The sequence below is a fragment of the Aureimonas sp. Leaf427 genome, assembly GCF_001425485.1.
Classification (GTDB): domain Bacteria; phylum Pseudomonadota; class Alphaproteobacteria; order Rhizobiales; family Rhizobiaceae; genus Plantimonas.
Window position 1 is genome coordinate 144,027 of the sequence record NZ_LMQW01000012.1, and the last position, 14,124, is coordinate 158,150.

Sequence of the window (14,124 nt, forward strand, 5' to 3'; positions counted from 1 at the left end):
CCGAGACGACCGATTTCGGTAAAAGACCCGCGCCCTGTCAGGATATTCCCGAAGGATGCGACGAGGAGGAGACGGAGGATGGCGGTGTTCCGACCAACTGAGAACGAGGCCCCGGCAGGCACCGGAGGCGGGCAGCCACCAGGGCACTCGAACCTTCCCGATGCCCCGGATTTCGATGCCGTGCGCGCCGCCGCCCAGGCGACCGCCGGGCGGCGGGCGGAGATCTTCGCGCTGATCGGCCAGCTCACCTTCGCCTGGTCGAACAACGAGAGCATGTTCATCTACGTGCTGATGCTTCTTCTGCACACGGACCAGCCGGGCGCGGCCATCGTCTTCGGCACGCTGAACACGACGCGGGCCCGGCTCGATCTCGTCCAGCGGCTTGCCAAGGTGCGCGTCGGCGATCCCGCCATCGCGGCGCGGCTCGCCAAGCTGCTCAAGACCTTCGACGAGGGCACGCGGCTGCGCAACGAGTTCAACCACGCCATGTACTCGGTCGACGAGAACGGCGCGATCACCCACACCCACGCCATGCGCATCGAGGAGCGGCGCGGGCGGCTGGAATTCGGGCGGGAGCGGGCGATGGACGAGGCGCGACTGGCCGAGATGGGGGAGACGATCCGGCGCATGAACGCGCTGAACCGCGACCTCTGGGCCTTCCTCCCCGCCCTCGAGGCGCACATGCGCGAGGCCGCCCCCTCGCCCGCGACATGAAAACGCCGCCGGCGCGAGGCCGGCGGCGCTAAAGTTTGCCAAGGATAGGTGGGAACCGGCCATCCCGAAACGACAGACGACGACCGACGAGACGATCTTTTCGCCGGCGTCAGTCGATGGTGGACAGCCAGCCGCTGGCAATGGCGTGGCGCACGATGGAGGAGCGCGTCTTTAGGCCGAGCTTCTCGGAGGCGCGCAGCTTGTAGGTCTCGATCGACTTGGCGCTGACCTTGAACTCCTCCGCGATCTCCTTGATGCCGTAGCCGAGCGCGGTGAGGCGCAGCGTCTCCATCTCGCGGGCGCTGACCTTGGGCTGATCGGCCGCGCGGCCGACCCCGCGCTGGCGCGCATCGGGGCCGCGCGACAGCGCCTGGCTGAGGAGCACGGGATCGACATAGGTGCCGCCCGAGCGCACCGAGCGCAGCGCATAGACCACCGAATGGGGATCGGAGCTCTTCAGCACGTAGCCCGCCACCTGCATCTGGAGCGCGTTGCGCAGGATCTCCGGCTCGGCATGATGGCTGTGCAGGATGATCTTCACCTTCGGGAACTCGCTCATCACCTTGGCGATCCAGCAGAGACCCTCGACCTCCGGCAGCTGGATGTCGAGAACGGCGATCTCCGGGCGCGCCTCGCGAAAGAGCGGCGAGACCCCCGCCACCGATTTCGCGGTGCCGACGAAGAGAAGGTCGGGGTGAAGTCCGATGACGCTCTTCAGCCCTTCGACGACGCTCGGATGATCGTCGACGAGGGCGACCCGCGTCGCGACGCTCGCGACCGTCATGGGAGGCGGTCCATCGGCAGGTCGAAGACGAGGACCGTGCCCCTCGCCTCGCCGGGACGGATCCGAAGGACGCCTCCGATCCGCTGAAGGCGCTCGCGCATGCCTTCCAGACCATGATGGTCGGCAAGCTCGGCGCTGCCGAGGCGCGCGGGATCGATGCCGGGGCCGTCGTCGGCGACGGCGACGCGGATCGCTTCGCCCGCCGAACCGGAGAGCGTGATCTCGACGCGGCTGGCGCCGGCGGCATGTTTGGACACGTTGGTCAGCGCCTCGCGCACCAGGGAGACGAAGGTCGCCGTCACCTTGCGCGGCAGGCTCATGCGGGTGCTGCCGCTCTGCAGCACGACCGGGATCTTGGTGATGCGCGTCCAGTCGGAGCAGAGGGCGGAGAGTTCGCCGACGAGTTCGGTGCGGCCGGTCTGGCCATGGCGAAGATCGGTCGTGATCTCGCGCAAGGTCGCCGCCAGCGCCTCGAACCGATGGCGAAGCTCCGCCATGGCCTCGGGGTCTCCGGGTGCGGTCTCGACGGCGAAGATGCCATAGTTCAGGGCCGAGAGATGCCAGCCCGCCCGGTCGTGGAGCTCGCGCGCCAAATGCAGGCGCAGAGCTTCGGCCTGCACGGTCGCGCCGGCGCTTGCGCGATGGAACCCGGCGATCGTTGTCGCCTTGTCCGAACCCTGTAGGCCAGCGGCTCCGGATCGATATATCGACATGTCGTCCCCCTCCGTCTGCGACTGCATACTTAGCTTACCTAAACCTTACTCTGGATCGCACAACCTTGAGGAGGCGACCAGTCGCCGAATAGGTCTAGTTCGAAGGTTTCGAGCATGTTTCTTCCATGGCCTGCGCGCTGCGGCGCATGGCGAAGCGTCATCACGAAGGGGTGATCCGATCGAAGGCCGACGACCTCGGAAATGCGTGGCAGAGCAGCATTTTTACGATGGCGAGCGCCAAGTTCGAAATCCCCACCGGCCCGGCCTGCGAGGGCAAAGCGCCTTCGGCGCCGCAAGATCAAGCCTTGCGGGAGGGAATAGCTTTACCTCGAAATCCCGGCTTTCCTCTTGTGCGTTGCGGTCGTTTTCCGTCCAGACACCAAGGGCAACGCAACGGAAGGCAAGCCGAACCGCGACACTCCATGAAGCTCGTCCGGTTACGCCGCCTTGACCCCGAACTGCTATTTAATACTTATGGTCTAGACCGGGCCGGAGATGCTTCGATCCGAAACCATTTGCAGGCAAAATACTTTGTGGAATGCGCGTATCGGGAGTGTCGAGAGATGGAAGGGCTGTTGGCGGAACGGGTCGGATTGAGATGTCTCGTTGCGGCCTTCGATCGCCTCGCCGCCGCGCATCTGGAGTCTCTTCTGCGCGACGATGCACCAGAGGCTGACATCGTCGCGGTCCACTCGCCGGCCGAACTCGACATGGCCATCGGCGATCCGTTCGACCTCGTCGTTCTCGACACGCGCAACATGGACAACCCCGCCGCGCTCGTGGAGAGCCTGAAGCCGCTGGCGGAAACGGGATGCCGGATCGCAGCGATCGTCATCGACGAGATGCCCGAGCACCTGCGCTGGGCCACCCATACGATGAAGACATGGGGCCTGCCCCACGGCCTCCTGCCCGCGACCATGACGCCGACCCAGTGCAAGGCCGCCCTCGTGCGGGTGGCCACGGGCCATGAATACGTCAACTGGGCGCTGAGGGGCGCAGGCTGCCAGACGGTGATCGAGGGCTGGCCGGCGCCGGAGACGTCCATCCCGGCCGGGCCGGACCTCCTGGACCTGTTGACGCCCCGCGAGCTGGAAATCCTTCCCCTCCTGAAACAGGGGCTGCGCAACAAGGAGGTGGCCGAACGGCTCGCCATCTCCGTCAACACGGCCAAGATCCACATCGCGTCGATCAAGCGCAAGTATCGCGTCAGCAGCCGGATGCAGCTTCTCTAGTCACGGCGCCCCGACATGCCGCGTTCCCTTGCGTCATAAACCTTTCGCGCATCGAAGCATGCGAGCCGTCTCAGCAGGAGCCCTGCGCACGCAGGACGACGAGCGGCGTCTTCAGGAGGATCTGCAGGTCCACGGCGGTCGAGCCGTGCGTGGCGTAGCGATGATCGAGCGCCACGCGCTCCTCGTAGGTCGTGCCGCTGCGGCCGCTGATCTGCCAGAGGCCGGTCAGGCCGGGCCGCACGGCCGCGTAATCGGCGAAATACGGCCCGAACCGCACGATCTCCTCGGCGACGATGGGGCGCGGACCGACCAGACTCATGTCGCCGCGCAGGATGTTCACCAGCTGCGGCAGTTCGTCGAGGCTGGACCGGCGCAGGAAGCCGCCGATCGCATGGACCCTGGGATCGACCCGGAGCTTGCGGCACGCCTCCCATTCCGCCCGCGCCTGCCGGTCGGTGGCGAGCAGACGCTGCAGCCGCGCATCGGCATCCTGCGCCATGGAGCGGAACTTGTAGCAGTCGAAGGTCCGGCCGCCCTGCCCGATCCGCCGATGGCGGTAGACGACCGAGCCGCCGTCGCAAAGGACGATCGCCAGGGCGACGAAGATGAAGACCGGAGCGAGGGCGAGGAGGGCGAAGAGGGCCAGAACGACGTCGATCAGCCGCTTCAGCGCGAGCGAGGCGCGGCTGCGCCTGACGGGCTCAGGTCGCGAAACCTGGAAGCGGGGAACGGGCGCGGGTGCATCGAAGGCGAGGCGGTTCCAGAGGACGCCGAGGCCGAGCAGGAGTTGGATCTTGTACACGTCCGTCGCTTTCTTTGTGCGACCATCTCGTTTCGCGGATGGCCGTCGTTGCGCGTTCGACGAGAGACGGCACTGCGCCGTTTCCATGATTGTCCAGCACCGGCTCGCTCTGACCGAGGCGGATGCGGATGGGGGATCGGACGCCGTTCGAGGCCTGTCCAAAGGCCTCGGCATCCCGCCCGTCACGAGGCGGAACCGGCGGCGCGATGCGGCCGCCGAGGCGGGCGGACGCCGCGCGAACGGTCGGCAAGCGCTGGCGGCGCGCGAGCGTGCGGGCGCCGCGTCCGGGCGGACGAGGAAGCATGGAAAGCCTCGCGGAAAACGGACGTCCGGCGAGTCGATGGCGGCTCGCCGGACCCACTATGCCGCGAGCGCGAAGGGGAACGGTATGCGGGGTTTGCGAAGGCGTCCGTCAGGAAAAGTCCGACAGATACGGGCGGCGATCAGCCCAGCATGTCGCGGACCATCGGCACGACCTTGCGGCCGTAGAGGTCGATCGAGTCCATCAGGACGCCATGGGTCAGCGGCCCCGCGCTGTATTTCAGCTCGAAACGCCGGAGGCCGAGGCCCTTGATCGTCGCGGCGATGCGGCGCGCGACCGTTTCGGGCGAGCCGACATAGAGCGAGCCCCGCGCCACTTCCTGGTCGAAGGAGGCGCGCTCCAGCGGCGGCCAGCCGCGCTCGGCGCCGATGCGGGCATGCATCGTGCGATAGGCGGGAAAGAAGCGCTCGCGCGCCTCCTCGTCGGTCGGCCCGACATGGCCGGGCGAATGGACGCCCACGGGCTGGCGCGGCGTGCCGAACTCGGCATAGGCCCGCGCCTGGAGATCGACGAAGGGCTTGAAGCGCAAGGGGTCGCCGCCGATGATGGCGAGCATCATGGGCAGCTGGTACTTCGCCGCGCGCACCACCGATTCCGGGCTGCCGCCGACGCCGATCCAAGTCGAGAGGCGGCCGGTTTCGATCGGCGGAAAGACCTCCTGGCCGACGAGGGGCTTTCGCACCGTGCCCTGCCAATCGACCGGGCCGCCTTCGAGAAGGCGGGCGAAGAGGTCGAGCTTCTCCTCGAAGAGCCGCTCGTAGTCCCGCAGCTCGAAGCCGAAGAGGGGAAAGGATTCGGTGAAGGAGCCGCGCCCGAGAATGACCTCCGCCCGGCCGCCGGAAAGGGCGTCGAGCGTCGAGAAGCGCTGGAAGACGCGGATCGGATCGTCGGAGGAGAGGACCGTGACGGCCGAGCCCAGCCGGATGCGCCGGGTGCGCGCGGCGATGGCGGCCAGCACGACCTCGGGCGCGGAGACCGCGAAGTCGGACCGGTGATGCTCGCCGACGCCGAAGACGTCGATGCCGACCTCGTCGGCCAGGACCGCCTCCTCGACGAGATCGCGGATCACGCGGGCATGAGGCAGAAGCGTCCCCGCCTCGTCGGTCGTGACGTCGCCGAACGTGCCCAGTCCGAAATCGATAGGGTCGGCCATGGATGGATCGTCCTGAAGGATGTGGGGCGCGGCGCACGGGCGCCGCTTGCGGCCTCACCTATCCTCTTGCCGGCACGCGGACCAGAGCAGCCCGCGTTGACGATGCGGCACCCCTTCGCTCGGCGCTCGGACGAGCGCACCGCAGGCGCCTGCCATAGCGGCAGTCGGAGGAAACATCTTGGAAGAGTACGCGCGAATGCTTGGTCCGGGTCGACGAACTCCGCATGATCGCCTCGCGCTATAATATTGCTCTAACATATACCGGATTTTAAAATTCTTTGTGTCTCTTATTTCAAGGGTAGCGAAACTTTCGTTTCAAGGGCCAGGATACTCTCGATGCGGTTCAACATATCTCGTAAGCTTACCAGCCTGATTTTCCTGTCTGCTCTTGGATGTCTCGCGATCTTGGCCGTGCAATTGATCTCGCTGCACTCCACGATCTGGGATGACCGCCGCGAACTTCTGAAGAACGAGGTCCAGTCGGCGATCTCGATCGTCAAGTTCTATGCGGACGAGGTCGCGGCCGGACGAATGGACGAGGAAGCGGGAAAGAAGGCCGCGCGCGATTCCGTTCGCGCCATGCGCTACGGCAAGGGCGACTATCTTTTCGGCTACCTGTCCAATGGTCTGCGCATCATCCATCCGAACCTGAAGATCGAAGGGCAGAACGCCTGGGACAGCAAGGATGCCGCCGGCGTCTATCCCGTGCAGGGCGTGGTTCGAGCCGCCGCCAGCGGTGGTGGCTTCACCAGCTACATCGCCGTTCGGGACGGTGAAGCGGAGCCGCTGCCCAAGATGGCCTATTCGGCCCTGTTCGCCCCCTGGGATTGGACGATCGGCACGGGCGTCTATGTCGACGATCTGAGAAGCCAGTTTCTCGATGCCATCGTTCGGAGCGCGATCTGGGTCGTCGCGATCATTTGCGGTCTCGGTCTGACGACGCTTCTTCTGGCGCGCAGCATATCGCGTCCGATCGTCGATCTGACCTCCGCCATGCTGAAGCTTTCGTCCGGCGACAACGGCATTGCCGTTCCGGCACTGAATCGTGGCGACGAGATCGGCGACATGGCGCAGGCCGTCCAGGTGTTCAAAGACGCCGCGATCAAGCAGCAGCACCTGGAGACCGAAACGCGCGAGGCACGCGAGGCCCAGGCGTCCAGCCGGGAGCGCCAGGCGGAGATCGACAACGTCAAGGCCGAGGATCTCCGGGTCTTCGTTCACGCCGTGGAATCGGGTTTCGACAAACTGTCGTCGGGCGATCTGAGGGTCCGCATGACGGAGACGGTCGCCGCGGAGTTCGAGCCCATCCGGATCAAGTTCAACACGTCCGTCGCCCAGCTCGAAAGCACGATCGGCACGGTCGTCAATGCGGTCGGCACGATGCGGGTCGGACTGAACCAGATCACGGTGGCCGCAAGCGACCTGTCCCAGCGCACCGAGCAGCAGGCGGCGAGCCTGGAGGAGACCGTCGCGGCCCTTTCGGACGTCACGCGCGGCGTCGGCCAGACGGCGCAACGCGCCGAAGATGCCCAGGCGGCAGCTTACATGGCGCAGAAGGAAGCCGAGAAGGGCGGCGACGTCGTCACCCGCGCCGTGTCCGCCATGTCCGAGATCGAGGCCTCTTCGACCCAGATCAGCCAGATCATCGGCGTCATCGACGAAATCGCCTTCCAGACCAACCTCCTCGCGCTGAACGCCGGCGTCGAGGCCGCGCGCGCGGGTGAAGCCGGTCGCGGCTTTGCGGTCGTCGCCCAGGAAGTTCGCGGCCTTGCCCAGCGCTCGGCGGAAGCTGCCAAGGAGATCAAGACGCTGATCGCGACCTCCTCCGCCCAGGTCGGGCAAGGTGTCGCCCTCGTCTCCGCCTCCGGCCAGAGCCTGGAGCAGATCGTGAAGCAGGTCGGCGATGTGGCGGAGGTCATCGCGCAGATGGCGCAGGATGCCCGCCAGCAGTCCTTGAGCCTGAAGGAGGTCTCGATGGCGGCCGACAACATGGACAAGGTCACGCAGCAGAACGCGGCCATGGTCGAGGAAACCACCGCCGCGGCCCAGTCGCTGTCGTCCGAGACCGAGCAGCTGGCCGGCATCGTTCAGGGCTTCCTGACGGCATCGACGCCACATGCGGCCGCAGCCGCGCCCTCGGCTCGCACGGCCTCGCGTTCCGCGCGCTCTGCCGCGCGTCCGGTCGCACAGATGCGGAACTCGGGCTCGGGTGGAGTCGCCGCAAAGCCGGCATCCGTCAAAGACGAGTGGGCCGAGTTCTGATGACGTGACCATGGGGCCGCCTTCAAAGGCGACCCCATGCGGACGGGATGACAGACGTCGAAGTCGCATCCGGCCGACGCCGGGTCAGCTGAGAGAGCGCCTGAGGGGGAAGGCTCTCGAGGTCGGGCGACCTGGAACTCGGACGGGTCCGCGGGGTGGCGCTTTGGTGCCTCGCTTCGTCGAAGGGGTCGCCGGGATCGGCTGCGATGCCGTCGAGGCCGGTCGGGGCTCGGCGGGATTTGCGCTGGAGCGACGATCCCGAGGGGATCGCGCTGAGAGCGAGGTCGGAGCGCGACAATTCCTGCGGAATTGCGCGGGGAGCGACGATCCCGAAGGGATCGCGCTGGTAGCGGACGCGGGCGCGACAATTCCTGCGGAATTGCGCGGGGATTGCGCGGAGCGCGACAATTCCTGCGGAATTGCGCGGGTCAAGCCGCCTTGGCGACGGGCTCGGGCTCTTCCATGGCGCGCATGTAGAGGTCGAGCAGCGTCTCGTGCTCGTCGCGCTCGTCTTTGTCCTGCTTGCGCAGCTTGATGATTTCCTTGAGGATCTTGACGTCGAAGCCCTCGCCCTTGGCCTCCGCGAAGACCTCCTTCTTGCCTTCGGTGAGATCGGCGATCTCCTGCTCGAGCTGCTCGACGCGCTCGATGAAGGACCGCACGCGGCTTCCCGCGATACCCACGGTGTCGATGTCGGACATGGTTTGCTCCTTGGCTTGGGGTGCCCGCCGATATGGGCCGAGCTTGGTTAAGCAAAGGGTAACGGCGCCGCCCTCCGCCAGCGGGTCGCGGCGAGCCGAGGCGCGAGGAAAGTTTCGTGGAATCACGCGAACCGCGGATCGTTCTGCGGTTTTGTGCATTGCGGTGCCTCATCCCTCCGTCGTCTGACGTAGCGTGAGGGCACACCCGAGAATGCGGAGACACGACGTGAAGTTCAAGCTGGGGGCCGAGCTCGCCTATGACGTGCTCGAGGAAACCGTTTTCATCTTCAACCTCGAGGTCGCGCCGCTGACGCGCCACAAGGGTCTGAGCGATCGGCTGACCTTCTCGCCCGATCTCGTCCGGCGCACCTTCACCGTGCCGGACATGAAGAACCGCTATACCGGCGTGCTCGTGCCGCGCGGCGCCTTCCAGGTCAGCTACACGGCGGAGGTCGAGCTCGACGTCCTTCGCGCCGATCCCGGCACGATCAAGGAAATGCCGGTCCGCGACCTGCCGCTCGACATCCTGCCCTTCCTGCTGCCGTCCCGCTTCGTGCCCTCCGACCGGCTCGCCGCCTTCGCGACGCGCCAGTTCGGCCATCTGCCGAAGGGCCACGACCGCGTCAGCGCCATCTGCTCCTGGATCTACGAGAACATCGACTATCAGCGCGGCTCCAGCGACGCGGAGACGACGGCGGACGAGATCCTGCTCCAGCGCGCCGGCGTCTGCCGCGACTTCGCGCATCTGGGCATTGCCTTCTGCCGGGCGCTGAACATCCCGGCGCGCTTCGTCTCCTGCTATGCCTACGGCCTCAGCCCCAGCGACTTCCATGCCGTCTTCGAGGCCTATCTCGACGGCCGCTGGTGGCTCTTCGACGGCACGCGCCAGGCGGCGCTCGACGGGCTCGTGCGCATCGGCATCGGGCGCGACGCGGCCGAGGTCGCCTTCGCCATGCCCTATGGCCAGATGGAGGCCGGCCCCATGCGCATCTGGATCGAGCGCGCGGACGGGCAGACCGAGCAGATGCCGCGCACGGTCGAGGCGATCAGCACCGAGGAGCCCGCGCCGAACGCCGGCGCCAACTAGAGTCCGACACCATCGGTGACCTCGTCCGCAAGCGCCTCGTCCGGCCGTTGCGGCAGGACGAGGCGGACCTCCGCCTCGCGGCACCGGCGGTCGAATTCGGCCGGCATGTCGCCTTCGCAGACGATGCCGTGGACATCGCCGAGTTCGCAGATGCGGACCGGCGCATCCCGGCCGAACTTGGAACGGTCGGCGAGAATCCAGCACTCCTTCGCCTGCGCCATCGCGACCCGGGCGAACTCGGCCTCGAAGAGATGGAAGTCCACGAGATCGCCCCGCGCCGTGATGCCCCCCACCGAGACGAAGGCGAAGCGGACTTCGAACTGGCGCAGGAAATCCAGCGAGGCCGGCCCGAAGGCGGCCGCATTGTCCCCGGACAGCTCGCCCCCCGTCATGAAGACGCGATTGCCGTTGCGCGCGGCGAGGCGGCAGGCGATCTCGGCCGAATTCGTGACGACGACGAGCCGCGAATGGCCGGCGAGCGCTTCGGCGAGATAGGCCGTGGTGGTGCCGTTATCCAGGATAAGGCTGTCGCCGTCGCGCACGAGCCCCGCGGCCAGCGCCGCAACCGCGCGCTTTTCCTCCCGGTTGATCTTCATGCGGCGTCGGAAAGGCGGCTCGTCCACGCGGCCGGGATCGAGAATGCCGCCGTGGAACCGAAGGGCCTGTCCGCTTTCGATCAAGGGCTTGATGCTGCGGCGAACGGTTTCGGAGGAAACGCCCAGGCGCTCGGCAAGCCCGGAAATGGAATAGCGGCCGGCTTCGCGCAGCGCCTGCATGATCTCGAACTGACGCTTGTAGGACATCGGGGCTTTCGCGGCGAATTTGGGAGATCGGTCGGTCGAACCGAACGGCTTCAACTTGCTATTTGTTTATTTCGCCAACTATGCAACCCCTCTCCCTCGGTCAGCATGTTGGATTACGTGGAGCCCACGGGCTGTTTTCCAGTCTTTCCTCCCATCACGAGATCGTGCTGCCTATCGCGCCAAGAGGGACGATCCTCGAAATACAACCGCTATAGTGGTATCGGCGCCGCGCGCGAATAGTGTTAGGTCGCCTGATCGTCTGGTCGTCTCGACCGGGAAGCAGGCCTTTGTGCATCGAGATGCTTTGCCCGATCGCAGCAACGCGAAGACGTTCGTGACGGTGCCTCGCCCGTCGGCGAAGGTCGGGTGCGATCGGACGGCGTCCATGCGGCTTGGCTCGGGGCGTTCGGGCTCCATGTCCCCGGAGGACGGCGAGGAGGCCGTCCGTCGAGCGAAAGGTGCATCATGAAATCCTGGCTGGTCGCCCTCACGGTCCTTTGTCTTTCCGGATGCGTCTCCGAGCCACGCTCGCCCTACGCGATCTCGCTCTCGCCCTCCTCCTATCTCCGGCCGCCTCAACCCAATACGGCCCCGCGCGGATCGGTCGAATTCTGCCGGAACTACGGCCGGCAGACGGCGGAGAATCGCATGCGCACCGCCCGCGGCTTCAACGGGCGGGGGCCGAACGGCATGGATCTGGCCAGTGCCGAGCAGGCGGGCGAACGGGCCGCCCTCCGCTGCGCCTCCGGCCGGCTGAACTGATCGAGCCGGCCGAACTGATCGAGAAGGTCTCGAACCAGCCCTCGAAATCCTGGTGGCCGGCGCTCAGCTCTCTGCTGCGGGCGAGAGGAGCTTCAGGCCGACGACGCCGGCGAGGATGAGAAGCAGGCAGAGGATGCGCCCGAGGCTGCGGTCCTCGCCGAGGAGCACCATGCCGTAGATCGCCGTGCCCATCGCGCCGATGCCCACCCAGACCGCATAGGCGGTGCCGATCGGCAGGGTGCGGGAGGCGACCGAGAGAAGGTAGAGGCTGATCGCGATGAAGGCGAGGCAGACGAGGCTCGGCACGAGCCGAGTGAACCCCTGCGTCTGCGGCATGAGCGACGCCCAGACGATTTCGCCGAGGCCCGCAAGGCCGAGATAGATCCATGCCATCGCTTCACCGCTCCCCGTCCCGATCGACCGCGGAAGGAGCTTGGCAAGACGGAGTGGGCAAGTCCATTGCCGGTAGTGGACGCATGCCGCGGCTGAACCGAAACGCAGCGGACACCATGCTTCTGCGAAGCGTCAGCGCCGACGGGCTGCGAGCGTCTCGGCCATGACGCGAATCGCGGCGGGCATGTAGACATGGCCCGTCGCCGAGCGAATCCAGGGCTCTAGGTTTTCGGCCGCTCGGTCGGCCATCATGCCGACCGCATAGTTGATCGCATAGCCGACATTTGCCCAGCGAGCAGCGTCCGGGGGCGTTCCAGGCGTCGGAGAACGCCAGTCGTCCGGCTGCGGGCGGGTGTCCTTCGGCAGCCATATGAGAATGGCGGAATCCTGGAATTCACTCATCGGGTCGCTCCCTCCCTGTAAACCCATGCCATCCGAAGTCGAGCCTTCGAACGGCGGGAGGAAGCGCTGCACGAAATACCTAGAGGTATCCCAGGAACCAGATCACGAGGATGATCGGAATCGGAATTCCGATCAGCCAGAGAAGTCCGCCCTTCAGCATTGCCATATCTCCCAGGAAACACGTCGTGGTCACAACTTGAGGAGAGGGCGAAGGTTCCTCCGCGAGGACGAGGATGGGGGAAGAACTGCGAGCGGCCTACGCGGCCTTGACCTTCCGCGTCTTCTTAAGGTCCTTCAGGATCTCGCGCGCGGCATTGGCGCCGGGAATGCCGGAGACGCCGCCGCCCGGATGCATGGAGGCGCCGCAGATGTAGAGGCCTTCGACGGGCGTCCGGTAATCGGCATAGCCGGAGACCGGTCGCTGGAAAAAGAGCTGGTCGGCGGAGAGTTCGCCCTGGAAGATGTGGCCCTGCGGCAGACCGACGATCCGCTCGATATCGGGCGCCACCAGAAGCTGGGCCTCGATGACGTCGTCGCGAAAGCCGGGCGCGAACTCCTCCATCGTGTCGAAGACGACCTTCTTGAAGTTCTCCTTCTCGGTCGCCCAGTCCCCGCCCTTTAGCGTGTAGGGCGCGTGGCCGCCGAAGAGGTTGACGACATGCTTGCCTTCCGGCGCCAGCGTCTTGTCCACGATGGTGGGCACGACCGGCGTGATGAAGGGCCGCTGCGAGTACCAGCCGTATTTCGCATCGTCATAGGCCCGTTCCAGATAGTCGATGTCGGGCGCGATGTGCATGTAGGTCGGATAGGAGAAGTCGCCGATCGCGCCGTCCGCCCGGACCTTGTCGAGCATCTTGTACTGGGGCGGCCGCTCGCAGGCGATGTTCATCTTGAAGGCGGTCGAGAAGGTCCGGTAATTGTCGATCTCGCGCTTGACCTCGCCGGGCACGAGGGCGGGATCGAGCATCGTCTGGTAGACGATCTTGGCGTTGACGTTCGAGGCGATGGTCTTGGCCTGATAAATGTCGCCCTTGTCGGTGACGACCGACGTCACCGCATTGCCGGCGACGCGGATCTCTCGGATCGCGGCATCGGTGACGATCTCGACGCCCTGTTGCCGCGCCGCGCTCGCCAGAGCCTGCGTGATCGCGCCCATGCCGCCCTCGATGAAGCCCCAGCCCCCCGCCCCTTCGTGCTCGCCCATGACGTGGTGCATGATCACGTAAGCCGAACCCGGCGTCTTCGGGCCGGCGAAGGTGCCGATCGAGGCATAGTAGGCCAGCACCGCCATGACGCGGTCGTCGTCGAACCATTCCGACAGGAAGTCGTAGGCGCTCATCGTCATGAGATCGGCGATGCGATACATCTTCCGGCCGATCTTGCGATACTTCCAGAGAAGGCTCGCGCCATCCTTGAAGGTCTTCCAGTCGCGCTTCGTCGGATCGACCGGCGTCTCCCAAAGGAGCTTGCGCACGATCGCGGCCGATTCCATCAGGTACTTGTCGAACTCGGGATAGGCGGCGGCATCGTGCTTGGAGAACTTGGCGAAGGAGCCTTGGGTCTTGGCGATATCGTCGGAAAAGAGAATGTAGTCGTCCCCGCCGACCGGAGAGACCATGTCGGAACAGGGCAGAACCTTCAGCCCATGGCTTTTCAGATCGAAGTCGCGGATGATCGAAGGGTGGAGCAGGCTCATCAGATAGGAGAAGATCGAGGCGCGGAAGCCCGGCGCGATCTCCTCCGTCACCGCCGCCCCGCCGACGACGGAGCGCCGCTCCAGGATCAGCACCTTCAGCCCGGCGCGGGCGAGGTAGTTGGCGCAGACGAGGCCGTTATGCCCGGCGCCGATGATGATCGCGTCGTAGAGCTTCGACATATCTGAAGGGTCTCCTGACATCCCGGCGACGCGATCTTTAATTTCACGCCTGTGAAACGAGTAAGCCATCGCAGGACGGGAGATGCAAGAGCGTCGGCTTGAGAGATCGCATCGCATC

General features: G+C 66.0%; 14 protein-coding genes. 5 read left to right on the forward strand and 9 right to left on the reverse strand.

Going from position 1 to position 14,124, the window contains the following annotated elements; all coding sequences use genetic code 11:
- Positions 1 to 84 precede the first annotated feature (84 nt).
- Positions 85 to 714: a hypothetical protein gene (locus ASG62_RS08835; protein WP_244487425.1), complete on the forward strand. Its 630-nt coding sequence runs from the start codon at positions 85 to 87 to the stop codon at positions 712 to 714.
- Positions 715 to 823: 109 nt separating this feature from the next.
- Here ASG62_RS08835 and ASG62_RS08840 read toward each other — a convergent pair whose 3' ends face one another.
- Both ASG62_RS08840 and ASG62_RS08845 read right to left on the reverse strand, forming a co-directional pair.
- The gene (locus tag ASG62_RS08840; protein ID WP_056688004.1) at positions 824 to 1,498 is read right to left on the reverse strand and encodes a response regulator; all 675 of its coding nucleotides are present in this window, start codon (positions 1,496 to 1,498) and stop codon (positions 824 to 826) included.
- The gene (locus ASG62_RS08845; RefSeq protein ID WP_162247006.1) at positions 1,495 to 2,211 is read right to left on the reverse strand and encodes a sensor histidine kinase; all 717 of its coding nucleotides are present in this window, start codon (positions 2,209 to 2,211) and stop codon (positions 1,495 to 1,497) included. Before ASG62_RS08845 ends, ASG62_RS08840 begins: the two co-directional genes overlap by 4 nt.
- Before the next feature lie 125 nt (positions 2,212 to 2,336).
- On the opposite strand from ASG62_RS08845, the gene ASG62_RS25450 reads away from it, so the two are divergent.
- Positions 2,337 to 3,443, forward strand: coding sequence for a response regulator transcription factor (locus ASG62_RS25450; protein WP_082536862.1), 1,107 nt, complete (start codon positions 2,337 to 2,339; stop codon positions 3,441 to 3,443).
- Between the two features lie 70 nt (positions 3,444 to 3,513).
- Here the strand turns inward: ASG62_RS25450 and ASG62_RS08855 are convergent, their stop codons facing one another.
- On the reverse strand, positions 3,514 to 4,245 hold the full coding sequence (locus ASG62_RS08855) for a sugar transferase (protein WP_244487426.1): 732 nt from the start codon (positions 4,243 to 4,245) through the stop codon (positions 3,514 to 3,516).
- A 443-nt stretch (positions 4,246 to 4,688) separates the two neighbouring features.
- The gene (locus ASG62_RS08860; RefSeq protein WP_056688012.1) at positions 4,689 to 5,720 is read right to left on the reverse strand and encodes an LLM class flavin-dependent oxidoreductase; all 1,032 of its coding nucleotides are present in this window, start codon (positions 5,718 to 5,720) and stop codon (positions 4,689 to 4,691) included.
- A gap of 411 nt (positions 5,721 to 6,131) precedes the next feature.
- Here ASG62_RS08860 and ASG62_RS08865 point away from each other — a divergent pair, with 411 nt between their 5' ends.
- A complete protein-coding gene (locus ASG62_RS08865) occupies positions 6,132 to 7,982 on the forward strand; it encodes a methyl-accepting chemotaxis protein (protein ID WP_244487441.1) in 1,851 nt (616 codons plus the stop codon).
- 428 nt (positions 7,983 to 8,410) lie between these two features.
- Here the strand turns inward: ASG62_RS08865 and ASG62_RS08870 are convergent, their stop codons facing one another.
- On the reverse strand, positions 8,411 to 8,683 hold the full coding sequence (locus tag ASG62_RS08870) for a DUF2312 domain-containing protein (protein ID WP_056688018.1): 273 nt from the start codon (positions 8,681 to 8,683) through the stop codon (positions 8,411 to 8,413).
- Positions 8,684 to 8,909: 226 nt separating this feature from the next.
- Here ASG62_RS08870 and ASG62_RS08875 point away from each other — a divergent pair, with 226 nt between their 5' ends.
- Positions 8,910 to 9,770, forward strand: coding sequence for a transglutaminase-like domain-containing protein (locus ASG62_RS08875; RefSeq protein WP_056688021.1), 861 nt, complete (start codon positions 8,910 to 8,912; stop codon positions 9,768 to 9,770).
- Here ASG62_RS08875 and ASG62_RS08880 read toward each other — a convergent pair.
- Positions 9,767 to 10,573: a DeoR/GlpR family DNA-binding transcription regulator gene (locus tag ASG62_RS08880; RefSeq protein ID WP_056688024.1), complete on the reverse strand. Its 807-nt coding sequence runs from the start codon at positions 10,571 to 10,573 to the stop codon at positions 9,767 to 9,769. The genes ASG62_RS08875 and ASG62_RS08880 overlap by 4 nt on opposite strands.
- 465 nt (positions 10,574 to 11,038) lie before the next feature.
- On the opposite strand from ASG62_RS08880, the gene ASG62_RS08885 reads away from it, so the two are divergent.
- On the forward strand, positions 11,039 to 11,335 hold the full coding sequence (locus ASG62_RS08885; RefSeq protein ID WP_056688027.1) for a hypothetical protein: 297 nt from the start codon (positions 11,039 to 11,041) through the stop codon (positions 11,333 to 11,335).
- Between the two features lie 63 nt (positions 11,336 to 11,398).
- On the opposite strand, the gene ASG62_RS08890 is transcribed toward ASG62_RS08885, so the two are convergent.
- From ASG62_RS08890 to ASG62_RS08900, 3 genes are all read right to left on the reverse strand, one after another.
- Complete coding sequence (locus ASG62_RS08890) at positions 11,399 to 11,728, reverse strand: DMT family transporter (protein WP_056688030.1); 330 nt, start codon at positions 11,726 to 11,728, stop codon at positions 11,399 to 11,401.
- 132 nt (positions 11,729 to 11,860) lie between these two features.
- On the reverse strand, positions 11,861 to 12,130 hold the full coding sequence (locus ASG62_RS08895) for a hypothetical protein (RefSeq protein ID WP_056688033.1): 270 nt from the start codon (positions 12,128 to 12,130) through the stop codon (positions 11,861 to 11,863).
- Between the two features lie 256 nt (positions 12,131 to 12,386).
- The gene (locus ASG62_RS08900; RefSeq protein WP_244487427.1) at positions 12,387 to 14,006 is read right to left on the reverse strand and encodes a phytoene desaturase family protein; all 1,620 of its coding nucleotides are present in this window, start codon (positions 14,004 to 14,006) and stop codon (positions 12,387 to 12,389) included.
- Positions 14,007 to 14,124 lie beyond the last annotated feature (118 nt).